Below are 26,560 nucleotides of genomic sequence, written 5' to 3' on the forward strand. Positions count from 1 at the left end.
CCCCTCGGGGGGGCCGGGGGGGGGGGGGGGCGGCCGCCCCGCCCCCCCCCCCCCACCCCCCCCGCCCCCCCCCCGGGGGGGGGGCGCCGCTTCGTCGTTCGCGGGGCGGGTCGCCACCGTCGAGAAGAGATCAGACGGAGCGCAACACGGCGACGACCTTGCCGACGATCTGCGCATGGTCGCCGACGATGGGTTCGAACGCGCTGTTCCGGGGAAGCAGCCAGGTGTGGCCGTCTCGCTGGCGGAACACCTTGACGGTCGCTTCGTCGTCGAGCATGGCCGCGACGATGTCGCCGTTCTCGGCGTCCTGCTGCTGCCGCACGACGACCCAGTCCCCGTCGCAGATGGCCGCGTCGATCATCGAGTCGCCGACCACCCGCAACATGAACAGTTCGCCCTTGCCGACGAGTTGACGCGGCAGGGGCATCACGTCCTCGATCTGCTGCTCGGCCGTGATGGGGATGCCGGCGGCGATCCGTCCGACCATGGGGACGTGAGCAGTGTCGCCGTCGTCACTCGTCGTGAAGACGGTGGCCGGGGCGACCGCCAGCGCCGTCGCGTCCACGAGGACCTCGAGGGCTCGGGGTCGGTTCGGGTCACGGCGGATCTTGCCGGCGAGTTCGAGCTGGTTCAGCTGGTGCGTGACGCTCGACAAGGACTTGAGGCCGACGGCGTCGCCGATCTCGCGCATGCTCGGGGGATACCCGCGGTGTCCGATGCTCTCGGTGATCGCGGCGAGGATCGACTCCTGCTTCGCCGTCAACTCCTTGCGGGGGAGGACGCCCGGATCGAGCTGACGGGGGGCGTCGGTGGCCGCCTGCGGGGTGCGCTTCGGGTCGCTCATGGGTCTCCTGCCGTCGATGTCGGTGGTCCCTGTTTGACTCTTACCACCGATCGAAACCGTATCCGATCGGGCGGTGTCGACAAAACACATGTTCGAGTGTGTCGCGTTATCGCCTCCCGATCCACAGCGATTCCGTCCGGCGATACCTGTCGCGGGGGTTGAAAGCCTCGGCAATCGAATGTATGTTCGGAACACGTCTTCGTGCCCGGCATTCCCGGCCGAGTGCCGGGCACGAACTCGTCCCCTGTCTTCCACGGTGAAAGGACCACCTCATGAGCGTCACCTCAGCATCAGCAGTTGTGTCCCCCGTCGACTCGACCCGAGTCGTGCGCACGCGTCTGCGCATCACCCGGCGGGGCCGCGCGGTCGTCGCCGCGCTCGTCGCGGTCCCGCTCGTCGTCGTGGCGGGTGCGCTCGTCCTCAACGGTGGCGGCGCCGTCGCGTCCGACACGACGGGTCGCGCGGACTTCCAGCACGTGACCGTCGACGGTGGCGAGACGCTCTGGCAGGTCGCCTCGGAGATCGACCCCGACGCCGATCCTCGCGACGTCATCGCCGACCTCGTCTCGCTCAACAACCTGCCGAGCGCCGAGGTCTCCGCCGGGCAGAGCCTCGCCGTCCCCGCTCAGTACACTCGCTGAACTGCCGCCGCCGACGAGGTGGGTGGTCCGGCCCACTGACATCGTGTTCGTTCGGTGGCGACCGACCCGACACACCGTCGGCCCGCCCGTACGATGGTGGGGTGTCCTTCAGTCTCGACGACCTGCCCATCCGTGACGACCTCCGGGGGCTGACGCCCTACGGCGCTCCCCAGAAGAAGGTCCCGGTCGCTCTCAACGTCAACGAGAACACGCATCCCATCCCCGAGGACGTCGCTCGCGACATCGTCGAGTCGGTGGCCCGGGCGGTCCTCGACGTCAACAGGTACCCCGATCGTGAGTTCACGACGCTGCGCGACTCGCTGGCGGCTTACCTCGGTCACGACCTGACCCGCGATAACATCTGGGCGGCGAACGGCTCCAACGAGGTCATCCAGCAGCTCCTCCAGGCCTTCGGAGGCCCGGGCCGATCCGTCCTGGGGTTCCCCCCCACGTATTCGATGCACTCGATCATCGCCACGGGCACCGGCAGCCGGTGGATCGAGGGTCGTCGTGACGAGGGGTTCCGCATCTCGCCCGAGACCGCGGTCTCCGAGATCGAGCGCACCCGTCCCGACATCGTCTTCTTCTGCGGACCGAACAACCCCACGGGCACCCCTCTCGATCTCGCCACGATCGAGGCTGCCTACGACGCGACGGACGGCATCGTCTTCGTCGACGAGGCCTATGCCGAGTTCATGCCGGCCGACCAGCCGACGGCACTGACCCTCCTGGCCGGCCGCGAACGACTGGTCGTGTCCCGCACGATGAGCAAGGCGTTCGCGTTCGCCGGTGCCCGGGTCGGCTACCTGGCCGCGCACCCGGCCGTGGCCGACGCACTGCGTCTCGTGCGCCTCCCGTACCACCTCTCGTCCCTGACGCAGGCGGCGGCCGTCGCAGCGCTCTCGCACGCGAGCGAGATGCTCGCCATGGTCGACGACATCAAGGCCCAGCGTGATCGCATCGTGCACGAGCTGACCGAGCTCGGGTACGAGCCATGGCCCACCTGGTCGAACTTCGTCCTCTTCGGCGGGGTCGACGACCCGACCGACGTCTTCAAGCGCCTGCTCGAGCGGGGCGTCATCGTCCGCAACCTGGGCATCCCGAACCACCTGAGGGTCAGCGCGGGCACCGAGGCCGAGACCACCGCGTTCCTCGAGGCGCTCCGCGACATTAGGCTCTCTTCGTGACCGAGACGACCCGCGCCGCCCGTACCGCTTCCCTCTCGCGCGAGACGAGCGAGTCCAGCATCGCCCTCGCCCTCGACCTCGACGGTTCGGGCCGATCGACGATCGACTCGTCGGTGCCGTTCTTCGACCACCTCCTGACGGCGTTGTCGAAGCACTCCCTGATCGACCTCGAGGTCACCGCGAAGGGCGACACGCACATCGACGTCCACCACACCGTCGAAGACATCGGCATCACGTTCGGCACCGCGCTGAAGCAGGCGCTCGGCGACAAGTCGGGCATCTCTCGCTACGGTGACGCGCTGGTCCCGCTCGACGAGGCCCTCGTGCAGGCGGTCGTCGACGTGTCGGGGCGCCCGTACCTCGTGCACACGGGCGAGCCGGAGGGGTTCGAGTACCACCTCATCGGCGGGCACTTCACCGGCTCGATGGTCCGCCACGTCTTCGAGGCGATCACCTTCCACGCCGGCATCACCGTGCACGTCCGCGTGCTGGGCGGGCGTGATCCGCACCACATCGCCGAGGCCGAGTTCAAGGCGTTCGCCCGGGCGCTCCGCCAGGCGGTCCAGCCCGACCCGCGCGTCAGTGGCATCCCGTCGACGAAGGGCGCCCTGTGACCGGCGCGCGTCCCTCCGTCGTCGTCCTCGACTACGGCAGCGGCAACGTCCACTCGGCCGTCAAGGCCCTCGAGTTGGCGGGTGCCGACGTCGAGCTGACGTCCGATCGCGCCCGGGTGCAGGCGGCCGACGGCCTCTTCGTCCCCGGCGTCGGTGCGTTCGCAGCCGTCATGAGCCAGCTCGAGTCCGTCCGCGGTGGCGAGCTGATCGACCGACGGTTGGCCGGCGGGCGTCCGGTCATGGGCATCTGCGTCGGCATGCAGGTCTTCTTCGAGGGCGGCGTCGAACGCGGCAACAGCACCGGTGGCCTCGGGGCGTGGCCCGGGGTGGTCGACGAATTGAAGGCCGACGTCCTGCCGCACATGGGCTGGAACACCGTCGACGTTCCCGAGGGCAGCGTGCTCTTCGACGGGGTGGCCGACGAGCGGTTCTACTTCGTCCACTCGTTCGCCGCACAAGAGTGGTCCCTCGACGTGATCCGACCCTTCACCGAACCGCACGTCACGTGGGCCGACCACGGCGGCCGCTTCGTCGCCGCCGTCGAGAACGGCCCGCTCTGGGCGACGCAGTTCCACCCCGAGAAGTCGGGCCGGCCGGGCATCCGGCTGCTCTCGAACTGGCTCGGCACCCTCTGACCCCGGCGCGACCGACCCGATCGCGCCTCCTGACCCTGCGGTGCCCGGCGCCGTGAGAGAGACGACATGAGCGAGTTCTGCACCACCCCCGCCCTGACCCTGTTCCCCGCCGTCGACGTGGCGGGCGGTCAGGCCGTGCGCCTGACCCAGGGTGAGGCCGGCAGCGAGACGAACTACGGCGACCCGGTCTCGGCAGCCGACGACTGGGCGAGCCAGGGCGCCGAATGGCTGCACCTGGTCGACCTCGACGCCGCCTTCGGGCGCGGAGACAACCGCGCCGTCATCAAGAGGGTCATCAAGCAGGTCAAGGGCGTCAACGTCGAGCTCAGCGGTGGCATCCGCGACGACAAGTCCCTCGAGGACGCGTTGAGCACCGGCGTGAAGCGCATCAACCTCGGTACCGCGGCCCTCGAGAACCCCGAATGGGCCGCCCACGTCATCGCCGAGTACGGCGAGGCGGTGGCCGTCGGGCTCGACGTCCGGGGCACCACGCTGGCGGCGCGGGGTTGGACCGAAGAGGGCGGCGATCTCTGGACCGTCCTCGCGCGGCTCGAAGAGGCCGGCTGTGCGCGCTACGTCGTGACCGACGTGACGAAGGACGGCACGCTCCAGGGTCCCAACGTCGACCTGTTGCGTCAGGTGATGGAGCACACCGATCGTCCGGTGATCGCCTCGGGGGGCATCTCGAGCCTCGACGACCTCGTGGCTCTGCGTGAGCTCGTGCCACAGGGGCTCGAGGGCGCCATCGTCGGCAAGGCGCTCTACTCGGGAGCCTTCACCCTCGGCGCAGCCCTCGACGTCGCGTCGAACTGATGACGACCGCGCCGGGCGGACCGGGGCACGCACGCGACGATCCCGGTCCCGGCGGAGACAGCGCCGGGCGTCCGTGGGCCGGGCGAACCTTCGACCATCACGACACGGCGCACGCCGGAGACGACGGGTCCGCCGACCCGGACCTGCTCGACGCCCTCCTCGGGTTCCGCGAGGGGCGGCTCGGAGAGAGCGACGTCGTCGACGCCCTCCGTCCGGCGCGCCTGCTCGTGCCTCTGGTCGCCGTGGCGGGGGACGAAGGTCTCGACGACCACGGTCGCCGCGTCGACAAGACGCAGGAGCTCTCCATCGTCACGGTCTCGGGTCCGGACGGCCGGGACGTGTTGCCGGCCTTCACCTCGGTCGAGACCTTGACGCGGTGGCGTCCCGCTGCCCGACCGGTACCGGTGGAGGCTCGGCGCGTGGCCCTCGCGGCCGCCTCGGAGTCGACCGACCGCATCGTGGTCGACCCCGGATCGATCACCGAGTTCGGTCTGCGTCGTCCGGCCGTCTGGGCCGTCGCGCAAGACCTCCCGTGGGTGCCGAGCCACCACGACGAAGACGTCCTGCGCGCGTTCCTCGACGCGTCACGTGACGAGGAGGCGCTGGTCAGCCTGGTCGTCGCGCCCGGCTATCGAGACGCCCGGCTCGGTGCCCCCGAGGTCGTCGTCCAGCTGGGCGTGGCGCCGGGTCTGGACCGCGACGCCCTGCACGCGTTGCTGCAGCGACTGCAGGCGGCCTGGGCCGCCGATCCGGTGATCGCCGACCGGGTCGACAGCATGTCGGTGAAGGTCGTCCCGGGCTGAGGACGAGCCGTCCGTCAGGGTGCTGGAGCCGGATGGCCCCTGGGCGCGCGGGTCACGGGATGCGTGGACCTGGGGGCGCACCGATCAGGGGACGCGCGGGCCTGGGGACGCGCGGATCGGGGACGCGCCGTTCAGTTGACGGGGCCGGTGTACTTCTCGCCGGGGCCCTGGCCGATCGCGTCGGGGATGGCCGACGCTTCACGGAAGGCGAGTTGCAGGGACCGCAGGCCGTCGCGGAGCGCCCGGGCGTGCTGGTCGCCGATCTCGGGTGCGCTGGCTGTCACGAGTCCGGCGAGGGAGGTGATGAGCTTGCGGGCCTCGTCGAGGTCGGTCTGTCGCTGCGGGTCGTCGGCCAGGCCGACCTTCACCGCGGCGGCGCTCATCAGGTGGACGCAGACGGTGTTGATGACCTCGACCGCGTTGACGTCGGCGATGTCACGGGCGGCGTCGTCACCGAAGTGCAGATCGTCCTCGAACCGCGCCGTCGCGGGGGAGGTGTCGGGCGACGTGGCCGGTGCCGGATCGCCGAAGCGGGCGTCGGGAATGGGTGCGTCGTCGGGGGAGTGGCTCACGAACTGATCCTCTGCTAAACTCGTCCAGGCTCGGAGCGTCTGCTCCGTGCGAAAGTGGAGATTCTCCCACCCGCGCTTGACCGTTAGACAAGGTTACCGGGTTGTTGGCACCCCGTTCGATCAGCACCACCGTTCCACCTCGTTCCTCGTCAGAGGCATCGGGCAGACGGTGATCGAGCAGCCAGGGTGCGGTGTGATGCGTCGTCAGACGGTGCCCGCACGAAACTCCTCTTTCTCTGGCGGGGCCGTCCGGCCCCGTCAGATGCAGAAATGACGACAGAGGAGTTCCGCATCAGCGATCCCCGTACGAACGACCGTATCCGCGTCCCCGAGGTCCGCCTCGTCGGGCCCGCAGGTGAGCAGATCGGCGTCGTTCCCATCGCCATGGCCCTGCGTCTCGCCGCAGAGGCCGAGCTCGACCTGGTCGAGGTGGCCCCCAACTCGAAGCCTCCCGTGGCCAAGATCATGGATCACGGAAAGTTCAAGTACGAGGCTGCGCAGAAGGCGAAAGAAGCCCGTCGCAACCAGGCGAACACGATCCTCAAAGAGGTCCGTTTCCGCCTGAAGATCGACAAGCACGACTACGAGACGAAGCGCAAGCGCGCCGAGGGCTTCCTCCAGGGCGGCGACAAGGTCAAGGCCATGATCCTGTTCCGTGGTCGCGAGCAGTCGCGTCCCGACCAGGGTGTCCGCCTGCTCCAGCGCTTCGCCGAAGACGTCGCCGAGTGGGGCAGCGTCGAGTCGACGCCCACCATCGACGGCCGCAACATGGTGATGGTCATCGGCCCGCACAAGAACAAGTCCGAGGCCAAGGCCGAGGCAGAAGCTCGCAAGGCGGCCAACAAGCCGCCGAAGCACCCGACGTCCGACGAGGTCCCGGCCGATGCACCGGCCGAGCGACCGACAGAAGAAAGTAAGTAAGACATGCCCAAGCAGAAGACCCACTCCGGCGCCAAGAAGCGCTTCAAGGTCACCGGTTCCGGCAAGATCATGAAGCAGCAGGCTGGCATGCGCCACAACCTCGAGGTGAAGAGCGCCAAGCGCAAGGCTCGCCTGAACCAGGACCAGGTGCTCGCTCCCGCCGACGCCAAGGTCGCCAAGAAGCTTCTCGGTCACTGACCGCTGACACGAACGTAGAGGAACAAGAAAATGGCAAGAGTCAAGAGAGCGGTCAACGCCGCCAAGAAGCGTCGCGTCATCCTCGAGCGTGCCGAGGGTTACCGCGGTCAGCGTTCGCGCCTGTACCGCAAGGCCAAAGAGCAGGTCACGCACTCGCTCGTCTACTCGTACCGTGACCGTCGTGCGCGCAAGGGCGAGTTCCGTCGTCTGTGGATCCAGCGCATCAACGCCGCGTCGCGTGCGAACGGCCTGACCTACAACCGCCTCATCCAGGGTCTGTCCCTGGCCGGCGTCGAGGTCGACCGTCGCATCCTGGCCGAGCTGGCCGTCAACGAGCCCGCCACGTTCGCGTCGCTCGTCGCCACCGCGAAGGCAGCGCTGCCCGCCGACACCTCGGCCCCCAAGGTCGCCGCGTAGTCGCACCCGCACCACCCTCGAGGCCCGACGGCCCGACACCCATCCCGGTGTCGCCGTCGGGTCTCGTGCGTCCGCGGCAGGCGGTGGTCCTCGTGCGGCATCATGGACGGGTGCCCCACGACTCCCTGCTCGACAATCCCCGTTCACCCCGAGTCCGGGCGGTGGCCAAGCTCTCGAAGCGCGACGCTCGCACCGAGACCCGCACGTTCCTGCTCGAAGGGCCGCAGTCGGTCGGTGAGGCCCTGGCCTTCCGCCCCGAGCTGATCGTCGAACTCTTCGGCACCCCGACGGCTCTCGAGCGTTACCCCGAGGTGGCGGTCGCCGCCGGGGCGGAGGGCATCGACGTCCAGTTCGTCACCGAGCCGGTGCTCGAGGCCATGGCCGACACGGTCACGCCACAGGGCATCGTCGCCGTCTGTCGGCAGTTCCCCACGTCGGTGAAGGACGTCTTCGCCGCCGAGCCGAAGCTCGTCGTGATCCTCGAAGAAGTCCGCGACCCCGGCAACGCGGGCACCATCATCCGGGCCGCGGACGCCGCGGGTGCCGACGCCGTCATCATGACCGGTCGCAGCGTCGACCTCTACAACCCCAAGGTCGTCCGGTCCACGACGGGTTCGCTGTTCCACGTGCCGGTCGCCGTGGGCGTCGAGTTGCCCGCGATCGTCGACCGGTGTCGTGAGGCCGGCCTCCAGGTGCTCGCCGCCGACGTCAAGGGAGACGACCTGCTCGCCGCCCGCACCGAGGGCGTGCTCGCCGAGCCGACCGCCTGGCTCTTCGGCAACGAGGCCCGAGGTCTCACCGACGCGGACCTCGCGCGTGCCGACCGCGCCCTGGTCGTGCCCATCTACGGTCACGCCGAATCGATGAACCTCGCGACGGCGGCCTCGGTGTGCCTCTACGAGAGCGCCTTCGCCCACCGCAGCTAGCGCCTCCTCGTCCCGCAGGAGGCGCGGGTCGGGCCGTGCGCTCTCGTCGCGGTGGGACGCGTCGTTTCGTTTTCATTAAGAATCCACTGTGAATTTGACCCCGACCTGGGGGTCTGTTTGTGTGGGCGCATGGAACCCCTCGTCGTGGTCGACCACGTCAACAAGCACTTCGGTGACCTCCACGTCCTGAAGGACATCACCACGACGGTGGGCAAGGGTGAGGTGGTCGTCGTGATCGGCCCGAGCGGTTCGGGCAAGTCGACCCTCTGCCGGGCGATCAACCGCCTCGAGACCATCGACGACGGCGTCATCACGATCGACGGCACGCGTCTGCCCGAAGAAGGCGCGGCTCTCGCCCGCCTGCGCGCCGACGTCGGGATGGTGTTCCAGAGCTTCAACCTCTTCTCGCACAAGACCATCCTCGAGAACGTCATGCTGGGCCAGCTCAAGGTGCGGAAGCGCACCAAGGCCGAGGCACGCGAGCGGGCGATGCAGTTGCTCGAGCGGGTCGGCGTCGCGAACCAGGCCGACAAGATGCCGTCCCAGCTCTCGGGCGGGCAGCAGCAGCGTGTCGCGATCGCCCGGGCACTGGCGATGGACCCCAAGGTGATGCTCCTGGACGAGCCCACCAGCGCACTCGACCCCGAGATGATCACCGAGGTGCTCGACGTGATGGTGCAGCTCGCGAAGGACGGCATGACGATGATCGTCGTCACCCACGAGATGGGGTTCGCGCGCAAGGCCGCCGATCGCGTCGTCTTCATGGCCGACGGTCAGATCGTCGAAGAGGCGACGCCCGAGAAGTTCTTCACCGACCCCCAGTCGACCCGCGCCCAGGACTTCCTCGCGAAGATCCTCACGCACTGAGCGGGCGCGGCCGAGTCCGCGACCCGTTCCCCGGCACCCGAACAGCCGGCCCACGACACCCGATCGCCGCCCGGCGTCCGGGTCACCCAGCAAGGAGATCAGAATGCGACTCAGCAAGGGATTCGTCGCCGTAGCCGCAGCAGCCGCCGTGGTCCTCGGCCTCTCGGCCTGCACCGACTCGTCGGCCCCGGCCGTCGACGTCGAGACGCCGGCCGACTTCGCCGAAGGCAGCACCATGGCCCGCCTCGCCGACGCCGGTGAGATCACCATCGGCACCAAGTTCGACCAGCCGCTGTTCGGCCTGGCCAACCCCGACGGCGTGCCCGAGGGCTTCGACGCCGAGATCGGCAAGCTCGTCGCCGCGAAGCTCGGCATCGAAGCCGACAAGATCACGTGGGTCGAGACCGTCTCGGCCAACCGCGAGCCGTTCATCCAGAACGGCCAGGTCGACCTCGTCATCGCGACCTACACGATCAACGACGATCGCAAGAAGGTCGTCTCGTTCGCCGGCCCGTACTACACGGCCGGTCAAGACCTGCTCGTGCTCGACGGCAACCCCGAGGGCATCGAGTCCGCCGACGACCTGGCCGGCAAGAAGGTCTGCACCGTCAGCGGCTCGACCAGCGAGAAGAACGTGGCCGAGTACACCACCGACATCCTCGCCACCGACACGTACTCGAACTGCCTCGAGCCCCTCCGCACCGGTGCGGTGTCGGCCGTGACGACCGACAACGTCATCCTGGCCGGCCTCGCCGACCAGAACGAGGGCGAGTTCGAGGTCGTGGGGGAGACCTTCACCGAGGAGCCCTACGGCATCGGCCTGGCCCTCGACGACACCGACTTCCGCATGTTCGTCAACGACACGCTCCAGGACGCCGAGGACGACGGCACCTGGGACGAGCTGTGGGAGAAGACCGCGGGCAAGGTGCTCGACACCCCGACGCCCCCCACGATCGACCGCTACTGACACCGCGCGGGCACCCGGGGCGACCAGCCCCCGGGTGCCCGCGTCCTGCCCCGACCGAAGGACCCTGTTGAACCCCTTGGACGTCATCCCCGGCTTCGACGCCGTGACCGACAACTGGCCCCGCTTCTGGGACGGCTTCGTCACGACGCTCCAGCTGCTCGTTCTGTCGGGCCTCGGGGCCCTCGTGATCGGTTTCTTCGTCGCGGCTCTGCGCATCTCGCCCGTGGCGTCCTTCCGCACGTTCGCGACGGTCTACACCGAGGCGCTGCGCAACATCCCGCTCACGCTCGTGCTCTTCTTCTGCGCCTTCGTCCTGCCGTACCTCGGAGTCGACTTCGGCACGTACTTCCCGTTGGCCGTCATCGGCTTGACGGCGTACACCTCGCCGTTCGTCGCGGAGGCCATCCGGTCGGGCATCAACGGCGTCCCCGTCGGGCAGGCCGAGGCGGCCCGCAGCATCGGCCTCGGCTTCGGCCAGACGCTCGGCCACGTGATCCTCCCGCAGGCCATGCGCATGGTCGTGCCCCCGCTGATCAACGTCTTCATCGCCCTCACCAAGAACACCTCGGTGGCCGGTGGTTTCTTCGTGGCCGAACTCTTCGCCGCGGGGCGCTACATCGCGAACGATCGTGGTGACGCCGTCATCACGACGCTGCTCGCCGTGGCGTTCTTCTACCTGCTCGTCACCATCACGCTCGGCCGTCTCGCCGCCGTGGTCGAGAAGAAGGTCGCAGTCCTCCGATGAGCACCTCCGTCCTCTACGACGCCCCGGGGCCGAGGGCCCGCCGCACCTCGCGGATCATCTCGGTGGTCGGCGTCGTGCTCGTCCTGGCCCTGGTCGCCTACCTCGTCTACCTCCTCGGCCGCCCCCGCATCAGCGCGAACGGTGCCGAGAGTCCCGGCGTGCTCGACGCGTCGCGGTGGGACATCCTCGGTGACCTCGCGCTCTGGCGGGCGATCGGTCGGGGCTGGTTGGCGACCATCCAGGCCGCGGCCGTCGCGTCGGTCCTCGCGGTGGTCATCGGCGTCCTCTTCTCGTTCCTCCGGACGGCGCGGTCCGCCTGGGTGCGCGTCCCCACGACGGTGCTGCTCGAGTTCTTCCGCGGCATGCCCGTCCTGCTGATGATGCTGTTCATCCTGTTGGTCTTCTCGACCGGGGCCTTCTGGGCCGTGGTCGCGGCGCTGGCGGTCTACAACGGGGCGCTCATCGGCGAGGCGCTGCGCGCGGGCATCGCCTCGCTGCCGCGGGGGCAACGCGAGGCCGGCCTCGCGATCGGGCTCACCCCGATCCGCACGCGCTTCGCCATCGAGTTCCCGCAGGCCTTCCGTCAGATGCTGCCGATCATCCTGGCCCAGCTCGTCGTCCTGTTGAAGGACACCTCGCTCGGCTACATCGTCGGCTACGTCGAACTGACCCGGAGCGGTCTCACGCGTCTGGGCACCTACTACGGCAGCACGTACACGTTCACCCTCTTCGCGGTCGTCCTCGTCGTCTACCTCGCCACGAACCTCCTGCTCTCGTGGGTCGTCCGCGTCGTCGACCGACGGACGGGGCGGCGTGCGGTCGTCGCCAAGCGCCCGGGCACGCCGAAGGACCCGGGCATGTTCGGACGCGGTGGCCGCTACGAGTCCGACCACGTGTCGGGCCGCGCGACCTGACCCGGTCCGTCCACCCGATCCCAGCCCGCGCCTCCTCGTCCGTCACGACCAGGAGGCGCGGGTCGCCTCCCAACGATCACTAAGCTTGGTTCTCGTGTCAGACTCCGTCCCCCTCTCCGAAGACGCCGTCGCGTCGGCGGTCGACGCCGCCCTCACGGCGATCGCCACGGCGGCCACCGTCGCCGAGCTCAAGACCGCCCGTGCCCAGCACGTCGGCGAGGCCTCGGTGCTGGCCCGCCTGAACGCCGGTCTGCGCGACCTGCCGAACGACCAGAAGGCCGCGGCGGGCAAGCTCGTCGGTCAGGCCCGGGGCCGGGTCGGTCAGGCCGTCGCCACGCGCGAGGCCGAGCTGGCCGTGATCGAGGAGTCCGCGCGGCTCGAGGCCGAGGCCGTCGACGTCACGGCTCTGCCGTCGCGCCGTCGCGCCGGGGCCCGCCACCCCCTGACCTTGCTGCAAGAGCGCATGGCCGACCTGTTCGTCGGCATGGGGTGGGAGGTCAACGAGGGCCCCGAACTCGAGCACGAGTGGTTCAACTTCGACGCCCTGAACTTCGACGCCGACCACCCGGCCCGGGCCATGCAGGACACGTTCTTCGTCGACCCCGTCGACCGTCACCTGGTGTTGCGCACGCACACGTCGCCGGTGCAGATCCGCACGCTCCTCTCGAAAGAGCTGCCGGTCTACAACGTCGCGCTGGGCCGGGTGTTCCGCACCGACGAGCTCGACGCGACGCACACGCCCGTCTTCACCCAGCTCGAGGGCATCGCCGTCGACGAGGGCCTCACCATGGCGCACCTGCGCGGAACCCTCGAGCACCTCGCCCGCTCGATGTTCGGCGCCGAGGCGCAGATCCGGCTGCGCCCCAACTACTTCCCCTTCACCGAGCCCAGCGCCGAGATGGACGTCTGGCAGCCGAACGCCAAGGGCGGCGCACGGTGGGTCGAGTGGGGCGGTTGCGGGATGGTCAACCCGAACGTGCTGCGGGCGGCCGGCATCGACCCCGAGCGCTACCAGGGTTTCGCCTTCGGCATGGGCATCGAGCGCACCCTCCAGTTCCGCAACGACCTCAACGACATGCGCGACATGGTCGAGGGTGACGTCAGGTTCAGCGAGCAGTTCGGGATGGTGGTCTGATGCGGGTTCCGCTGAGTTGGCTCGGTGAGTTCGTCGAGTTGCCGGGCGACGTGTCGCTCGAGAGCGTACACGCCGCCCTCGTGTCGGTCGGGTTCGAAGAAGAGGACGTCCACGTCGGCGACGTGACCGGGCCCCTCGTGGTCGGTCAGGTGCTCGAGTTCACGCCCGAGCCGCAGAAGAACGGCAAGACGATCAACTGGTGCCAGGTCGCCGTGGGCCCGAACGCCTCGACCGAGCCCGATGACGTCCGCGGCATCGTCTGCGGTGCCCACAACTTCGTCGTCGGCGACAAGGTCGTCGTGTCGTTGCCCGGTGCGGTGCTGCCCGGGCCGTTCCCGATCGCCGCCCGCAAGACCTACGGGCACGTCTCCGACGGCATGATCGCCTCGTCCCGCGAGCTCGGCCTCGGCGACGAGCACGACGGCATCCTCGTCCTCTCGTCGCTCGGTCTCGATCCCGAGATCGGCACGGACGCGATCGCGCTGCTCGGCCTCGACGAGGCCGCGGTCGAGATCAACGTGACGCCCGACCGGGGCTACGCCTTCAGCATCCGGGGGGTGGCCCGCGAGTACTCGCACGCCACCGGGGCGACCTTCCGCGACCCCGCGTCGCTCGTCTCTCCGACCCCGTCGTCCGGCTTCCCGGTCGTCGTGGACGACCAGGCCCCCGTGCGCGGCCGGGTCGGCGTGCAGACCTTCACCACCAAGGTGGTCCGCGGCATCGACGCGACCCGTCCGACCCCTCCGTGGCTCGCGTCGCGCTTGCGACTGGCGGGGGTCCGCAGCATCTCGCTGCCGGTCGACGTCACGAACTACGTCATGTTCGAGCTCGGCCAGCCGATCCACGGCTACGACCTCGACAAGGTCAGCGGTGGCCTGTCGGTCCGCCGGGCCGCACCGGGCGAGCGCCTCGAGACCCTCGACGGCCAGGTGCGCGACCTGCACGCCGAGGACCTCGTGATCGCCGACGAGTCCGGTGCCGTCGGCCTGGCCGGCATCATGGGCGGCGCCTCGACCGAGATCGGCGCCAGCACGACCGACGTCCTCGTCGAGGCCGCGACCTTCGACCCCACGTCGATCGCCCGCACCGCCCGCCGCCACAAGCTGCCGAGCGAGGCGTCCAAGCGCTTCGAGCGCGGTGTCGACCCGCAGGTGGCCGAGGCAGCCGCCCAGCGCGTGGTCGACCTCCTCGTCGAGCTCGCCGGCGGCACGTCCGACGCGCTCGGGTCACGGTGGGACGCCTCCACCCCTCCCGACACGATCACCCTGCCGGTCGATCGAGCCGCCCGCCTCATGGGCGTCGACTACACCGACGACGAGGTCTCCGGTGCCCTCACGGCCATCGGTGCGAGCGTCGAGCGAGCTGGTGACGACTGGCTCGTGACCCCGCCGACCTGGCGCAGCGACCTGGTCGACTCCGCGTCGCTCGTCGAAGAAGTCGCTCGCATCACGGGTTACGACCGCATTCCCTCCGTCCTGCCCGTCGCCCCGGCCGGTCGTGGGTTGTCGCGCGAGCAGCAGCTGCGTCGGCAGGTGTCGAACGGGCTCGCCGCGGCCGGCTCGACCGAGGTCGCCGCGTACCCGTTCGTCTCCTCGGCCCAGAACCTCGCCTTCGGCTCGGCCGACGGCACCGGGCTGCCCGCCGTCCGACTCGCCAACCCCCTCGACTCGGCGGCGCCCGAACTCCGTCGGTCACTGGTGCCGGGGCTGCTCGAGGTCGCCCGTCGCAACCTCGGTCGCGGTCTCGTCGACCTCTCGGTGTTCGAGGTGGGCACGGTCTTCCTGCCTGACGAGGGCGTCGTCTACGGCAGCGACGAGGTCCCCTTCGGGGCCGCCCGCCCCGACGACGCCACGCTGGGCGCGCTCGCCGACGCCCTGCCGCTCCAGCCGCGACACCTCGGCCTCCTGACGGTCGGCACGGTCGTCGATCGCGCCCCCGGGCAATCCGCCGTCCCGGCGTCCCTCGCCGACGTGCTCGACGCCGTGCGCGTCGCGGCGTCGGCCGTGGCCGCCGAGGTCACCTTCCGACAGGCCCGGCACGTCTCGCTGCACCCGGGCCGCACGGCCGAGGTGCTCGTCGGCGACGAGGTCGTGGGCATCGCGGGCGAGCTGCTGCCCAGCGTGGCAGCCGAGCTCGACCTGCCCCGGGTGGTCGCCGTGGCCGAGCTCGACCTCGACCGCCTCATCGCCCTCGCCGTCGCCGAGCCGGCCACCTCGGCCCTCTCGTCCTACCCCGCGGCGACCCAAGACCTCTCCCTCGTGGTGGGCGTCGACGTCCCCGCGGGCGACGTGCTCGCGACCGTGCGCGAGGGTGCGGGCCCCCTGCTCGAGACGGTCCGGCTGGTCGACGACTACCGAGGTGCCGGGTTGCCCGACGCGTCGAAGTCGCTCACCTTCGCCCTGCGCTTCCGGGCCGGAGACCGCACCCTCACCGCGGCCGAGGCCTCCGAGGCCAAGTCCGGCTCCGTCCGCCTGGCCGGCGAGCGATTCGGGGCGGCGCTCCGCGACTGACACTCGCCCGGCGCCGCCGCCCCTGATCCCAGGCCGAATTCGAACATTAGGGTGGACGCATGCCTTTCTCCGTTGCCGTGGCCGGCGCGAGTGGTTACGCCGGTGGTGAGCTCCTGCGCTTGCTGGCCGAGCATCCCGACTTCGAGGTGCAGACCGTCACCGCGTTCCAGAACGCCGGTCAGCCACTCCTCGCGGTCCAGCCGCACCTGCGCTCGCTGGCGCACCTGACCCTGGTCGACACGACGCCCGAAGCCCTCTCGGGGCACGACGTCGTGTTCCTCGCCCTGCCCCACGGCAAGTCGGGGGCGATCACCGCCCAGTTGCCCGACGACACGCTCGTCGTCGACTGTGGTGCCGACCACCGGCTGACCGACGAATCCGCCTGGCAGGCGTTCTACGGTGGCGAGTTCTACGGAGCCTGGTCGTACGGTCTACCCGAACTCGTCCTCGGTGACGCCCCGGGTCGCCAGCGCGACGTCCTGGTCGGGGCCAAGCGCATCGCGGTGCCCGGCTGCAACGTCACCGCGGTGACCCTGGGGCTGGCCCCCGGCGTCCAGGCGGGCGTCGTCGAGACCGCCGACATCGTGACCGTGCTGGCCGTCGGTCCGTCCGGGGCGGGCAAGGCGCTCAAGACCCACCTGTTGGCCAGCGAGTTGATGGGGTCGGCGTCGGCCTACGGGGTGGGCGGCAGCCACCGGCACATCCCCGAGATCCAGCAGAACCTCCGGGTGGCCGGCGCGACGGAGGTGAACGTCTCCTTCACCCCGGTGCTCGTGCCGATGGCGCGGGGCATCCTCGCCACGACGACGGCGCGTCTCGCCCCGGGCGTCACCGCCCACGACGTGCGATCCGCCTGGCAGCAGGCCTACGCGAACGAGCCCTTCGTGCACCTGCTGCCGGACGGCGAGTTCCCGCGGACGGCCGACACGATCGGTGCCAACACCGCCCTGATCGGACTCGCCGTCGACGAGGCCGCCGACCGCGTGGTCGTGGTCACCGCCCTCGACAACCTCGTGAAGGGCACGGCCGGTGCCGCCGTCCAGTCCGCCAACATCGCGCTCGGCCTGGCCGAGACCACCGGCCTCGGCCAGAACGGAGTCGCCCCGTGAGCGTCACCGCAGCAGCCGGTTTCGAGGCCTCCGGCGTCGTCGCCGGCCTCAAGAGTTCGGGCGCGCCGGACGTCGCCCTGGTCGTCAACCGAGGTCGCAGCACGGCCGCAGCGGCCGTCTTCACCAGCAACAGGGCCAAGGCGAACCCCGTCCTGTGGTCCCAGCAGGTCGTAGCCGACGGTCGCGTCGACGCAGTCGTCCTCAATTCCGGAGGCGCGAACTGCTTCACGGGAGCCTTCGGCTTCCAGACGACGCACTCCACGGCCGAGACCGTGGCCGCCGCCCTCGGCCTGTCGGCGACGGACGTCCTCGTCTGCTCGACGGGCCTCATCGGCGTCGGCGACCAGACCTTCCGCGACAAGGTGCTGAGCGGCTCCACGGCCGCGGCCGACGCCCTGTCGGTCGACGGCGGCCTCGATGCCGCCACGGCCATCATGACGACCGACACCAAGCCCAAGCAGGCAGTCGTCTCGGGTGACGGCTGGGTCGTCGGCGGAATGGCCAAGGGTGCGGGCATGCTCGCCCCCGGACTCGCCACGATGCTCGTCGTGCTCACCACGGACGCCGACGTCGACGCGTCCGGTCTCGATTCCGCACTCCGCGAGGCGACCCGGGTCACCTTCGACCGTCTCGACTCGGACGGCTGCATGTCGACGAACGACACCGTCGTGTTGTTGGCCAGCGCCGAGTCCGGCGTCGCGCCTCCTGCCGGCGACTTCGCGGCGGCGGTCACGGCGCTCTGTGCCGACCTCGCCGAGCAGTTGCAGGCCGACGCCGAGGGTGCCTCGCACGACATCCGCATCGAGATCGTGGGGGCGGCATCCGACGACGACGCCGTCGAGGTGGGCCGTTCGATCGCTCGCAACAACCTCTTCAAGGCAGCCGTCTTCGGCAACGACCCCAACTGGGGCCGCGTGCTCGCCGCCATCGGCACCACATCGGCCGAGTTCGACCCGTACGACGTCGACGTGACCATCAACGGCGTCCGCGTCTGCCACGCCGGGGCACCCGATCGGCCGAGCGACGACGTCGACCTGACGCCGCGAGCGGTCCACGTGCTCGTCGACCTGAAGACGGGGCCGGTCGAGGCGACCATCCTGACGAACGATCTCACGCACGACTACGTGCACGAGAACAGCGCCTACTCCAGCTGATGGGCGTCCACACGAGCACCGGTGCGACGGCGGCCGACGAGCAGGAGCTCGCGGCGGTCAAGGCCTCGACCCTGATCGAGTCCCTGCCCTGGCTAAAACGCTTCTCGGGCAAGGTCGTCGTCGTCAAATTCGGCGGCAACGCCATGGTCGACGACGCCCTCAAGCAGGCGTTCGCCGAGGACATGGTCTACCTGCGCTTCGCCGGGTTGCACCCGGTGGTCGTCCACGGCGGAGGGCCACAGATCTCGGCCGCCCTCGACGCCGCCGGCATCGAGAGCGAGTTCCGGGGCGGTTACCGCTACACGTCGACCGAAGCGATCTCGGTCGTGCGCGACGTCCTGGCCGGCGAGGTCAACCGCGAGATCGTCGACCTGATCAACGAGCACGGCGACCTGGCCCGCGGTGTCTCCGGCGAGGGCTCGACCTTGTTCGAGGGTCGCAAGCGCGGTGTCGTGGTCGACGGCGAGACCTTCGACCTGGGACACGTGGGCGACGTGACACACGTCGACCCGTCGTCGGTGCTGGCCGAGATCGAGGCGGGGCGCATCCCCGTGGTGTCGTCGATCGCGACGAACACGATCGACCCGGAACACGCCCTCAACGTCAACGCCGACGCGGCGGCGGGGGCCCTGGCCATCGCCCTCGGTGCGGCCAAGCTCGTCGTCCTGACCGACGTCGCAGGGCTCTACGCCGACTGGCCGAACCGCGACTCGCTCGTCGAGGCCATCACGGTGTCGGCCCTCACCGACATGCTCCCGACCCTCGAGTCGGGCATGATCCCCAAGATGCGCGCCTGCCTCGACTCGGTCGTCGGTGGCGTCGGAGGAGCGACCATCATCGACGGTCGCATCCCGCACTCGATCCTCCTCGAGGTGTTCACCCAACGCGGGTCGGGCACCGAGGTGGTCCCCGACGACCGGGCGGCGTCGACCGGCGCCCCCGTCGTCACCTCGTTCGGCACCCCCGCCGGCGAGATCGTCACCACCGGGGGCACCGCCCCGGGTGGCCCTGCCGCGAGCGGCACCGACACGAAAGGAGAGTCGTGACCATGATCCAGACCCAAGGCGGTACCTGGCAGCGCCGATTCGGCGACTCGATGATGCGTTCGCTGTCCACTCCGAAGGTGATGCTCGACCGCGGCGAGGGCTGCCAGGTCTGGGACGTCGACGGCAAGCGTTACCTCGACTTCCTGGCGGGCATCGCCGTGAACGCCCTCGGACACGCCCACCCGGTGCTCGTCGAGGCGCTCACCGAGCAGGCGAGCAAGCTGATCCACGTCTCCAACTACTTCGCGACGGCCCCGCAGGTCGAGCTCGCCGAACGGCTGACCCGCATCAGCGGCGCCGGCGAGCGTGGCCGCGTCTACTTCGGCAACAGCGGAGCCGAGGCCAACGAGGCCGCGGTAAAACTGGCCCGCCTCAACCGCGGTGACGGCTCGCGCACCCGCATCCTCGCCCTGCAGAACTCGTTCCACGGGCGCACCATGGGCTCGCTCGCGCTGACCGGCAAGCCGGCGCTGCGCGAACCGTTCGAGCCGATGATGCCCGGGGTCGAGCACATCGACACGACCGTCGAGGCACTCGAGGCGGCCCTCGACGGTACGGTGGCCGCCCTGTTCGTCGAGCCGATCAAGGGCGAGGCCGGCGTCGTCGACCTGCCCGAGGGCTACCTCGAGCGTGCCCGCGAACTCACGACGAAGCACGGGGCCCTGCTGATCCTCGACGAGATCCAGACCGGCATCGGCCGGACCGGCTCGTGGTTCGCCTTCCAGCAGCACGACATCGTCCCTGACGCCATCACCGTCGCCAAGGGCATCGCCGGGGGAGTCCCCATCGGCGCGCTCATCACCTTCGGCGACACGTCCGACCTGTTCGAGGCCGGTCAGCACGGCAGCACCTTCGGCGGCAACCCGCTCGCGACCGCCGCGGCCAACGCCGTGCTCGGCGAGATCGAGTCGAGCCAGCTCGTGCTCAACGCGATCGTCCGGGGCGACCAGCTCCGCGCGGCCGTCGAGTCGATCGGTTCGCCACTCGTCCGCGAGATCCGCGGCAACGGCCTCCTGATCGGCCTGGGGCTGGCGCAGCCCGTCGCGGCCCAGGTCGCCGCCGACGCCCTCGAGGCCGGCCTCATCGTCAACGCCCCCAACGACTCGAGCATCCGTCTCGCGCCTCCCCTGATCGTCGGTGACGACGAGATCGCCGAGTTCACCCAGATCATGACCACCGTCCTGAAAGGCCTCGAATGACCCGCCACTTCCTCCGGGACGACGACCTGACCACCGCCGAGCAGCTCGAGGTGCTCGATCTCGCTGACGAACTCAAGCGCGACCGTTGGTCCCAGCGCCCGCTGGCCGGTCCGCAGACCGTCGCCGTGATCTTCGACAAGTCGTCTACCCGTACCCGGGTCTCCTTCGCGGTCGGCATCGCCGACCTCGGCGGCAGCCCGCTGATCATCGCCACCGCGAACAGCCAGCTCGGCGGCAAGGAGACCCCGTCCGACACGGCGCGCGTGCTCGAGCGCATGGTGTCCGCCATCGTCTGGCGCACCTACGCGCAGTCCGGCCTCGAAGAGATGGCGGCGGGGACGACCGTGCCCGTCGTCAACGCCTTGAGCGACGACTTCCACCCGTGTCAGCTGCTCGCCGACCTGCAGACCATCCGCGAGAAGAAGGGCACGCTCGCCGGCCTCTCGGTGGCCTTCGTCGGTGACGGGCGCTGCAACATGGGCCAGTCGTACCTGCTGGCCTGCGCGACCGCGGGCATGCACGTCCGCATCGGTGCCCCCGAGGGGTTCCTGCCCGACCCGACCGTCGTGGCCGACGCCGAGGCGATCGCCGCGCGGACGGGTGGCTCCGTGCTCGTCACGACCGACGCGGTCGAGGCCGTCGCCGGGGTCGACGTCGTCGTGACCGACACCTGGGTCTCGATGGGCAAGGAGGACGAGAAGGACGAGCGGGTCGCCGTCTTCGGATCGTTCAAGGTCGACCAGGCGTTGATGGCCCAGGCCGACGCCGACGCGATCTTCCTGCACTGTCTCCCCGCCGACCGCGGGTACGAGGTCACGGCCGACGTCATCGACGGCCCGACCAGCGTCATCTGGGACGAGGCCGAGAACCGGCTGCACGCCCAGAAGGCGCTGCTCACCTGGCTGCTGGCCCGCTGAGCACCCCCACCACCTCACACACACGTAGCCACACCCACACCACTCAAGGAGAACCATGGCGGAACGCGTCGTCCTCGCATACTCAGGAGGCCTCGACACCTCGGTCGGCATCGGCTGGTTGGCCGATGCCACCGGAAAAGAGGTGGTCGCCCTCGCCGTCGACGTCGGACAGGGCGGAGAGGACATGGAAGACATCCGACAGCGTGCCCTCGACTGCGGTGCGGTCGAATCGGTCGTCGTCGACGCCAAAGAAGAGTTCGGCACCGACTACCTGATGCCGGCCCTCAAGGCCAACGCGCTGTACCAGAAGACCTACCCGCTGGTGTCCGCCCTCAGCCGTCCGCTGATCGCCCGCCACCTGGCGTCGGTCGCGAAGGAACTGGGTGCGAACAGCGTGGCCCACGGGTGCACCGGCAAGGGCAACGACCAGGTCCGCTTCGAGGCGGCCGTCGCGGCCCTCGCTCCCGACCTGACGAGCATCGCCCCGGTCCGTGACCTGGCACTCACCCGCGACAAGGCGATCGTCTACGCGGAAGAGCACGCCCTTCCCATCCGCCAGAGCGCCAAGAACCCCTACTCGATCGACAAGAACGTCTGGGGTCGTGCGGTCGAGACCGGGTTCCTCGAGGACCCCTGGAACGCTCCCATCGAGGACCTGTACGAGTACACGCAAGACCCGGCCGTCGTCAAGGTCGCCGACGAGGTCGTCATCACCTTCGAGGCCGGAGTCCCGACGGCGATCGACGGCGTGGCGTTCACCCCGCTGGGCATCGTCGAGCGCATGAACGAGCTCGCCGGCAAGCACGGCGTCGGCCGCATCGACGTCGTCGAGGACCGGCTCGTCGGCATCAAGAGCCGCGAGGTCTACGAGGCCCCTGGCGCGATGGCGCTGATCGCCGCGCACGAGGCGTTGGAGGCCCTGACCATCGAGCGCGACCTCGGCCGGTACAAGCGTGGCGTCGAGGCCGAGTGGTCCAACCTCGTCTACGACGGCCTGTGGTTCTCGGGTCTCAAGCGGTCGCTCGACGTCTTCATCGACGACACGCAGAAGTACGTGTCGGGCGAGATCCGTCTCAAGCTGCAGGGCGGGCGCGCGGTCGTCACCGGTCAGAAGAGCGACGCGAGCCTCTACGACTTCGACCTCGCGACCTACGACACGGGCGACACCTTCGACCAGTCCCTGTCGAAGGGCTTCATCGAGATCTGGTCGCTGCCCAGCAAGATCTCGGCTCGTCGCGACCTGGCCCACGGGGCGTGACCGACGCGAGCGGGCTCGGCGAAGGGTCGGGCAAGAACGAGCGAGCAGGCGAGGCGGGCGCCCTCTGGGGCGGCCGCTTCGCCTCCGGGCCGTCCGCCGAGCTCGCCGCGCTCAGCAAGTCCACGCAGTTCGACTGGCAGCTGGCCTCGTACGACATCGCCGGGTCGCGCGCACACGCCAGGGCTCTGGCGGCGGCGGGATACCTCGACGCGTCCGAGCTCGAGGCCATGCTGTCGGCGCTCGACCGGCTCGAGTCGGACGTGCTCGACGGCACGTTCACCGCGGCCGAGACCGACGAGGACGTGCACTCCGCCCTCGAGCGGGGGCTCATCGGCATCGCCGGCGCCGAGCTCGGCGGCAAGCTCCGGGCGGGGCGTAGCCGCAACGACCAGATCGCGACGCTGGTGCGCTTGTACCTGCGCGACCACGCCCGCGTCATCGGTCGGCAGGTCGTCGACCTGGTCGACGCGATCGCCGGTCAGGCGACGGCCCACCCGTCGGCCGTGATGCCCGGCCGGACGCACCTCCAGCACGCGCAGCCGGTGCTGTTGGCGCACCACCTCCTCGCCCACGCCTGGCCTCTGGTCCGCGACCTCGAGCGCCTGCGCGACTGGTCGCGTCGGGCCGGTGCCTCGCCGTACGGAGCGGGTGCCCTCGCGGGTAGCTCGCTGGGGCTCGACCCGCTCCTCGTGGCGACCGATCTGGGCTTCGACCGCACGACCGAGAACTCGATCGACGCGACGGCCAGTCGTGACGTCGTGTCGGAGTTCGCGTTCGTCACGGCGTCCATCGGCATCGACCTCTCGCGGCTGGCCGAAGAGATCATCCTCTGGAACACCCGCGAATTCGGCTTCGTCCGTCTGCACGACGCGTTCTCGACCGGGTCGAGCATCATGCCGCAGAAGAAGAACCCCGACATCGCCGAGCTCGCGCGCGGCAAGTCGGGGCGGCTCATCGGCAACCTGACGGGTCTGCTCGCGACCCTCAAAGGGCTGCCGCTGGCCTACAACCGAGATCTCCAGGAAGACAAAGAGCCGGTGTTCGACTCGGTCAGCCAGCTCGAGGTGCTGCTCCCGGCGTTCACGGGCATGGTGGCGACCCTCGATTTCGACGAGGTGCGCATGGCCGAGCTCGCGCCGCAGGGATTCTCACTCGCGACCGACGTCGCCGAGTGGCTCGTCCGTCAGGGGGTCACGTTCCGCGACGCACACGAGATCAGCGGCGAGCTGGTGCGGTTCTGTGAACAGCACGACCTCGAGCTGCACGAGCCCACCGACGAGCAGTACCGGTCCGTCTCGGCGCATCTCACGCCCGAGATCCGCCCCGTCCTGACGGTCGAGGGCTCGATCGCCAGCCGTCGAGGGGCCGGCGGCACGGCTCCCGAGCGGGTCGCCGAGCAGCTCGCGCAGCTGACCGAGCAGATGCGCCACCTGGTCCGGTCCCTCGCCCCGGCGGCAGCGTGACCCGTCCACGACCGGGCGCTCGCGACGACCGGCCCGCCCGTGCCTGGGTGGTCCCCGTCGTCGTCGCGATCGCCGTGGCGGTGCTCGTCGCCGTCGCGGTGATCGCGGTCGCCAGTGGTCAGCGCTTCTTCTGAACGAGACGATCGCGGTGGGCACGGGGGAGTGGTGACGACGACACCCGACGACGACGTGCTCGCGGCACTGCTGGCCGAACCGGCGCTGGCCGTCGCTCCGCGCCTCCTGGGCTCGGTCTTCTGGTCGGGCGGCGTCGGGATCCGCCTGACCGAGGTCGAGGCGTACCACGGTCAGGGGCAGGACCCCGGCTCGCATGCGCACCGGGGCCGGTCGGCGCGCAACGACAGCATGTTCGAACGCGGCGGAACGCTCTACGTGTACCTGTCCTACGGCATCCACCGCTGCGTCAACATCGTGTGCGGGCCCGAGGGCTTCGCATCCGGTGTCCTCTTGCGTTCGGGCGAAGTGGTGGCCGGCGTCGACGAGGTCCGGGCGCGTCGGACGACGTCGCGGACGTCGGCCGATCTCGCCCGAGGTCCCGGCCGTCTCGGCTCCGCACTCGGCATGGAGCTCGGCGACGACGGCTCACGCCTCGTCGCCGACACCCCCGGTCAGGAGGCGCGGTTCCGTCTTCGCCTCCCGTCCGCGCCGGTCGGCCCGATCGCCGCCGGCCCGCGTGTCGGTGTGTCGGGTCACGCCGGTGGCGACGCGTTCCCGTGGCGGTTCTCGCTCCAGGGTGATCCCTCGGTCTCCCCGTACCGCGCCGCCGTCTCGCGCCGACGCGGTGGGGCGTGAAGACGGTGGCGGAGGCCGCTGGTACCGTTTCCGACGTGACCAGTGAAACGACTGCAGACGTCCTGGCCGCCCAGAGCAACGACCCCTCGTTCGACGACGTGTGGGACGAGATGCAGTGGCGCGGCCTGGTGCACGTGTCGACCGATGCCGACGCCCTCAAGACCCTTCTCGCCGGTCCGCCGATCACGTACTACTGCGGTTTCGACCCGACGGCCCCCAGCCTCCACCTCGGCAACCTCGTGCAGTTGCTCACCATGCGCCGCCTGCAGCTCGCCGGTCACCGGCCCCTGGGACTCGTGGGCGGGTCCACCGGCCTCATCGGCGATCCGCGCCCCACCGCCGAGCGGGTGCTCAAGACGCCCGAGCAGACGGCCGAGTGGGTCGACCGCATCCGCGTCCACGTCGAGAAGTTCCTCTCGCCCGACGGTGACAACGGTCTCCGAGTGGTGAACAACCTCGACTGGACGTCTCCGCTCAGCGCCATCGAGTTCCTGCGCGACATCGGCAAGAACTTCCGCGTCAACACCATGCTCAAGAAAGACGCCGTGGCCGCGCGTCTCAACTCCGACGCCGGCATCAGCTACACCGAGTTCAGCTACCAGATCCTCCAGGGCCTCGACTTCCGCGAGCTCTACCGCAGCTACGACTGCGTCCTGCAGACCGGCGGCAGCGACCAGTGGGGCAACCTCACCAGTGGCACCGAACTCATCCGCCGCACCGAAGGCGTCTCGGTCCACGCGATCGGCACGCCGCTGATCACCAACACCGACGGCACCAAGTTCGGCAAGAGCGAGGGCAACGCGGTCTGGCTCGACGCCGAGTTGACCAGCCCGTACGCGATGTACCAGTTCTGGCTCAACACCGACGACGCCGACGTCGTCCCTCGGCTCAAGGTCTTCACGTTCCTCTCGCGTTCCGAGATCGAGCGGCTCGAGAGCGCCGTCGCCGACGAACCGTTCCGTCGGGAGGCGCAGCGAGCGTTGGCCTGGAACGTCACGTCCCTGGTCCACGGCACCTCGGCCACGCAGTCGGCCATCGACGCAGCCGCCGCCCTCTTCGGGCAAGGAGACCTCGCGGTCCTCGACCCGCGGACTCTCGCCAGTGCCATCGCCGAGTTGCCGGCGGCCGAGGCCGATGCGTCGACCACGATCGCTCAGGCGTTGGTCGACACCGGACTCGTCGCGTCGTTGGGTGCCGCCCGCCGGGCCACGGCGGAGGGTGGCGTCTACGTGAACAACACCCGGGTCGAGAACGGTGATGCTCTGGTCGCCGACTCGAGACTCGACGGGGGAGTCGTCGTGCTCCGGCGCGGTAAGAAGACGCTGGCCGGCGTCACCGTCAAGGTCTGACCTCGAATCGACCTCCGGACGACGGAAGCCCGTTCCCTCGTCGAGGGGGCGGGTTTGACGTCATCCCACGACAGTGAATGCACGCGGCTGGCCATGCCTTCAGGGCTTCAGTCACGCGACACGCCCGGGATGCCCAGACATTTGGAGGTACGACCGGTGAGCTGTGTAAAGTAATCCCAGTCAGCCCAAAGGTGCGGCGGAACGGCTAGGACAGCGACCAGCAATGGTTCTGGTCCGGAGTTCCCCGGCCTCAAGCGGTGACATCCTACCCGAAGCCACGTCGTTTACGGCTTGCGATTCGTGTGGTAGGGTTTCAAATCCATCCTCTGGTCAACACCAGGTGCCGGTCCTCAACTTTGGGGGCCGGAAATCGAGTCGTTCCGACTTGGTCCATCAGGATGGTACGGTTCCACAGCAGCTTCGAGCGAGGGTCTTTCCGGCCGGGCCTCGAGTGCGTTTGGTCCTTGAGAACTCAACAGCGTGCACATTGTCAAATGCCAAATTATACCCTGGCATTGCTTGTGGCTTCATCTTTGGTGGGGTTGT

General features: G+C 69.7%; 28 protein-coding genes. 26 read left to right on the forward strand and 2 right to left on the reverse strand.

Annotation, left to right across the window (positions count from 1 at the left end):
• Positions 1–130 precede the first annotated feature (130 nt).
• Entirely contained in the window at positions 131–844 is a 714-nt protein-coding gene (lexA, locus tag ACVJ1F_RS14920) for a transcriptional repressor LexA (RefSeq protein WP_456887178.1), read from the reverse strand.
• Positions 845–1,116: 272 nt separating this feature from the next.
• Here lexA and ACVJ1F_RS14925 point away from each other — a divergent pair, with 272 nt between their 5' ends.
• From ACVJ1F_RS14925 to ACVJ1F_RS14950, 6 genes are all read left to right on the forward strand, one after another.
• On the forward strand, positions 1,117–1,485 hold the full coding sequence (locus tag ACVJ1F_RS14925) for a hypothetical protein (RefSeq protein ID WP_159826802.1): 369 nt from the start codon (positions 1,117–1,119) through the stop codon (positions 1,483–1,485).
• Positions 1,486–1,586: 101 nt separating this feature from the next.
• Positions 1,587–2,672 (forward strand): histidinol-phosphate transaminase, encoded by a 1,086-nt coding sequence (locus tag ACVJ1F_RS14930; RefSeq protein WP_456887180.1) that lies wholly within the window; start codon positions 1,587–1,589, stop codon positions 2,670–2,672.
• The gene (gene hisB, locus ACVJ1F_RS14935) at positions 2,669–3,286 is read left to right on the forward strand and encodes an imidazoleglycerol-phosphate dehydratase HisB (protein WP_056048065.1); all 618 of its coding nucleotides are present in this window, start codon (positions 2,669–2,671) and stop codon (positions 3,284–3,286) included. Before ACVJ1F_RS14930 ends, hisB begins: the two co-directional genes overlap by 4 nt.
• On the forward strand, positions 3,283–3,921 hold the full coding sequence (gene hisH, locus ACVJ1F_RS14940) for an imidazole glycerol phosphate synthase subunit HisH (RefSeq protein WP_285063907.1): 639 nt from the start codon (positions 3,283–3,285) through the stop codon (positions 3,919–3,921). The genes hisB and hisH overlap by 4 nt, the downstream gene beginning before the upstream one ends.
• A 66-nt stretch (positions 3,922–3,987) precedes the next feature.
• Complete coding sequence (gene priA, locus ACVJ1F_RS14945; protein ID WP_043596701.1) at positions 3,988–4,734, forward strand: bifunctional 1-(5-phosphoribosyl)-5-((5-phosphoribosylamino)methylideneamino)imidazole-4-carboxamide isomerase/phosphoribosylanthranilate isomerase PriA; 747 nt, start codon at positions 3,988–3,990, stop codon at positions 4,732–4,734.
• Entirely contained in the window at positions 4,734–5,537 is an 804-nt protein-coding gene (locus ACVJ1F_RS14950) for an SseB family protein (RefSeq protein WP_456887183.1), read from the forward strand. The genes priA and ACVJ1F_RS14950 overlap by 1 nt, the downstream gene beginning before the upstream one ends.
• A gap of 131 nt (positions 5,538–5,668) precedes the next feature.
• Here ACVJ1F_RS14950 and ACVJ1F_RS14955 read toward each other — a convergent pair whose 3' ends face one another.
• Positions 5,669–6,001, reverse strand: coding sequence for a DUF1844 domain-containing protein (locus tag ACVJ1F_RS14955; protein ID WP_043596743.1), 333 nt, complete (start codon positions 5,999–6,001; stop codon positions 5,669–5,671).
• 378 nt (positions 6,002–6,379) lie between these two features.
• On the opposite strand from ACVJ1F_RS14955, the gene infC reads away from it, so the two are divergent.
• The 20 genes from infC (at position 6,380) to tyrS (ending at position 26,014) form a co-directional block, all read left to right on the forward strand.
• Positions 6,380–7,030, forward strand: a complete 651-nt coding sequence (infC, locus tag ACVJ1F_RS14960; protein WP_082460525.1) for a translation initiation factor IF-3 — start codon at positions 6,380–6,382, stop codon at positions 7,028–7,030.
• 3 nt (positions 7,031–7,033) lie between these two features.
• Positions 7,034–7,228, forward strand: coding sequence for a 50S ribosomal protein L35 (gene rpmI, locus ACVJ1F_RS14965; protein WP_043596704.1), 195 nt, complete (start codon positions 7,034–7,036; stop codon positions 7,226–7,228).
• 30 nt (positions 7,229–7,258) lie between these two features.
• On the forward strand, positions 7,259–7,645 hold the full coding sequence (rplT, locus tag ACVJ1F_RS14970; protein WP_043596706.1) for a 50S ribosomal protein L20: 387 nt from the start codon (positions 7,259–7,261) through the stop codon (positions 7,643–7,645).
• A 125-nt stretch (positions 7,646–7,770) separates the two neighbouring features.
• Positions 7,771–8,571, forward strand: a complete 801-nt coding sequence (locus ACVJ1F_RS14975) for a TrmH family RNA methyltransferase (protein WP_456887202.1) — start codon at positions 7,771–7,773, stop codon at positions 8,569–8,571.
• A gap of 129 nt (positions 8,572–8,700) precedes the next feature.
• The gene (locus ACVJ1F_RS14980; protein WP_043596708.1) at positions 8,701–9,438 is read left to right on the forward strand and encodes an amino acid ABC transporter ATP-binding protein; all 738 of its coding nucleotides are present in this window, start codon (positions 8,701–8,703) and stop codon (positions 9,436–9,438) included.
• Positions 9,439–9,541: 103 nt separating this feature from the next.
• Positions 9,542–10,405, forward strand: a complete 864-nt coding sequence (locus ACVJ1F_RS14985; protein WP_056048049.1) for a glutamate ABC transporter substrate-binding protein — start codon at positions 9,542–9,544, stop codon at positions 10,403–10,405.
• A 76-nt stretch (positions 10,406–10,481) separates the two neighbouring features.
• Positions 10,482–11,150, forward strand: coding sequence for an amino acid ABC transporter permease (locus tag ACVJ1F_RS14990; RefSeq protein ID WP_043596711.1), 669 nt, complete (start codon positions 10,482–10,484; stop codon positions 11,148–11,150).
• Entirely contained in the window at positions 11,147–12,064 is a 918-nt protein-coding gene (locus ACVJ1F_RS14995) for an amino acid ABC transporter permease (protein ID WP_082452458.1), read from the forward strand. The genes ACVJ1F_RS14990 and ACVJ1F_RS14995 overlap by 4 nt, the downstream gene beginning before the upstream one ends.
• Before the next feature lie 94 nt (positions 12,065–12,158).
• Positions 12,159–13,199, forward strand: coding sequence for a phenylalanine--tRNA ligase subunit alpha (gene pheS, locus ACVJ1F_RS15000; protein WP_456887187.1), 1,041 nt, complete (start codon positions 12,159–12,161; stop codon positions 13,197–13,199).
• Positions 13,199–15,709: a phenylalanine--tRNA ligase subunit beta gene (gene pheT, locus ACVJ1F_RS15005; RefSeq protein WP_456887189.1), complete on the forward strand. Its 2,511-nt coding sequence runs from the start codon at positions 13,199–13,201 to the stop codon at positions 15,707–15,709. Before pheS ends, pheT begins: the two co-directional genes overlap by 1 nt.
• 59 nt (positions 15,710–15,768) lie before the next feature.
• Complete coding sequence (gene argC, locus ACVJ1F_RS15010) at positions 15,769–16,818, forward strand: N-acetyl-gamma-glutamyl-phosphate reductase (RefSeq protein ID WP_200412505.1); 1,050 nt, start codon at positions 15,769–15,771, stop codon at positions 16,816–16,818.
• Positions 16,815–17,972 (forward strand): bifunctional glutamate N-acetyltransferase/amino-acid acetyltransferase ArgJ, encoded by a 1,158-nt coding sequence (argJ, locus tag ACVJ1F_RS15015; RefSeq protein ID WP_456887191.1) that lies wholly within the window; start codon positions 16,815–16,817, stop codon positions 17,970–17,972. The genes argC and argJ overlap by 4 nt, the downstream gene beginning before the upstream one ends.
• The gene (gene argB / locus ACVJ1F_RS15020; protein ID WP_456887193.1) at positions 17,972–19,018 is read left to right on the forward strand and encodes an acetylglutamate kinase; all 1,047 of its coding nucleotides are present in this window, start codon (positions 17,972–17,974) and stop codon (positions 19,016–19,018) included. Before argJ ends, argB begins: the two co-directional genes overlap by 1 nt.
• A gap of 2 nt (positions 19,019–19,020) precedes the next feature.
• Entirely contained in the window at positions 19,021–20,217 is a 1,197-nt protein-coding gene (locus ACVJ1F_RS15025; RefSeq protein ID WP_123571770.1) for an acetylornithine transaminase, read from the forward strand.
• Positions 20,214–21,134, forward strand: coding sequence for an ornithine carbamoyltransferase (argF, locus tag ACVJ1F_RS15030; protein ID WP_159826794.1), 921 nt, complete (start codon positions 20,214–20,216; stop codon positions 21,132–21,134). The genes ACVJ1F_RS15025 and argF overlap by 4 nt, the downstream gene beginning before the upstream one ends.
• Before the next feature lie 55 nt (positions 21,135–21,189).
• Positions 21,190–22,392, forward strand: coding sequence for an argininosuccinate synthase (locus ACVJ1F_RS15035; protein ID WP_456887196.1), 1,203 nt, complete (start codon positions 21,190–21,192; stop codon positions 22,390–22,392).
• Complete coding sequence (argH, locus tag ACVJ1F_RS15040; protein WP_456887198.1) at positions 22,389–23,855, forward strand: argininosuccinate lyase; 1,467 nt, start codon at positions 22,389–22,391, stop codon at positions 23,853–23,855. Before ACVJ1F_RS15035 ends, argH begins: the two co-directional genes overlap by 4 nt.
• Positions 23,852–23,989, forward strand: a complete 138-nt coding sequence (locus tag ACVJ1F_RS15045; RefSeq protein WP_173152279.1) for a hypothetical protein — start codon at positions 23,852–23,854, stop codon at positions 23,987–23,989. The genes argH and ACVJ1F_RS15045 overlap by 4 nt, the downstream gene beginning before the upstream one ends.
• Positions 23,990–24,020: 31 nt before the next feature.
• On the forward strand, positions 24,021–24,665 hold the full coding sequence (locus ACVJ1F_RS15050; RefSeq protein WP_456887200.1) for a DNA-3-methyladenine glycosylase: 645 nt from the start codon (positions 24,021–24,023) through the stop codon (positions 24,663–24,665).
• A 110-nt stretch (positions 24,666–24,775) separates the two neighbouring features.
• A complete protein-coding gene (gene tyrS, locus ACVJ1F_RS15055; protein WP_277959590.1) occupies positions 24,776–26,014 on the forward strand; it encodes a tyrosine--tRNA ligase in 1,239 nt (412 codons plus the stop codon).
• Positions 26,015–26,560: the final 546 nt, after the last annotated feature.

It is taken from the genome of Frigoribacterium sp. 2355 (genome assembly GCF_054060695.1).

Coding starts and splice junctions, on each gene's coding strand:
- lexA (WP_456887178.1), bottom strand. CDS start 844: ATGAGCGACCCGAAGCGCACCCCGCAGGCGGCCACCGACGCCCCCCGT.
- ACVJ1F_RS14925 (WP_159826802.1), top strand. CDS start 1,117: ATGAGCGTCACCTCAGCATCAGCAGTTGTGTCCCCCGTCGACTCGACC.
- priA (WP_043596701.1), top strand. CDS start 3,988: ATGAGCGAGTTCTGCACCACCCCCGCCCTGACCCTGTTCCCCGCCGTC.
- ACVJ1F_RS14950 (WP_456887183.1), top strand. CDS start 4,734: ATGACGACCGCGCCGGGCGGACCGGGGCACGCACGCGACGATCCCGGT.
- infC (WP_082460525.1), top strand. CDS start 6,380: ATGACGACAGAGGAGTTCCGCATCAGCGATCCCCGTACGAACGACCGT.
- rpmI (WP_043596704.1), top strand. CDS start 7,034: ATGCCCAAGCAGAAGACCCACTCCGGCGCCAAGAAGCGCTTCAAGGTC.
- rplT (WP_043596706.1), top strand. CDS start 7,259: ATGGCAAGAGTCAAGAGAGCGGTCAACGCCGCCAAGAAGCGTCGCGTC.
- ACVJ1F_RS14980 (WP_043596708.1), top strand. CDS start 8,701: ATGGAACCCCTCGTCGTGGTCGACCACGTCAACAAGCACTTCGGTGAC.
- ACVJ1F_RS14985 (WP_056048049.1), top strand. CDS start 9,542: ATGCGACTCAGCAAGGGATTCGTCGCCGTAGCCGCAGCAGCCGCCGTG.
- ACVJ1F_RS14995 (WP_082452458.1), top strand. CDS start 11,147: ATGAGCACCTCCGTCCTCTACGACGCCCCGGGGCCGAGGGCCCGCCGC.
- pheT (WP_456887189.1), top strand. CDS start 13,199: ATGCGGGTTCCGCTGAGTTGGCTCGGTGAGTTCGTCGAGTTGCCGGGC.
- argC (WP_200412505.1), top strand. CDS start 15,769: ATGCCTTTCTCCGTTGCCGTGGCCGGCGCGAGTGGTTACGCCGGTGGT.
- argB (WP_456887193.1), top strand. CDS start 17,972: ATGGGCGTCCACACGAGCACCGGTGCGACGGCGGCCGACGAGCAGGAG.
- ACVJ1F_RS15025 (WP_123571770.1), top strand. CDS start 19,021: ATGATCCAGACCCAAGGCGGTACCTGGCAGCGCCGATTCGGCGACTCG.
- argF (WP_159826794.1), top strand. CDS start 20,214: ATGACCCGCCACTTCCTCCGGGACGACGACCTGACCACCGCCGAGCAG.
- ACVJ1F_RS15035 (WP_456887196.1), top strand. CDS start 21,190: ATGGCGGAACGCGTCGTCCTCGCATACTCAGGAGGCCTCGACACCTCG.
- tyrS (WP_277959590.1), top strand. CDS start 24,776: ATGCAGTGGCGCGGCCTGGTGCACGTGTCGACCGATGCCGACGCCCTC.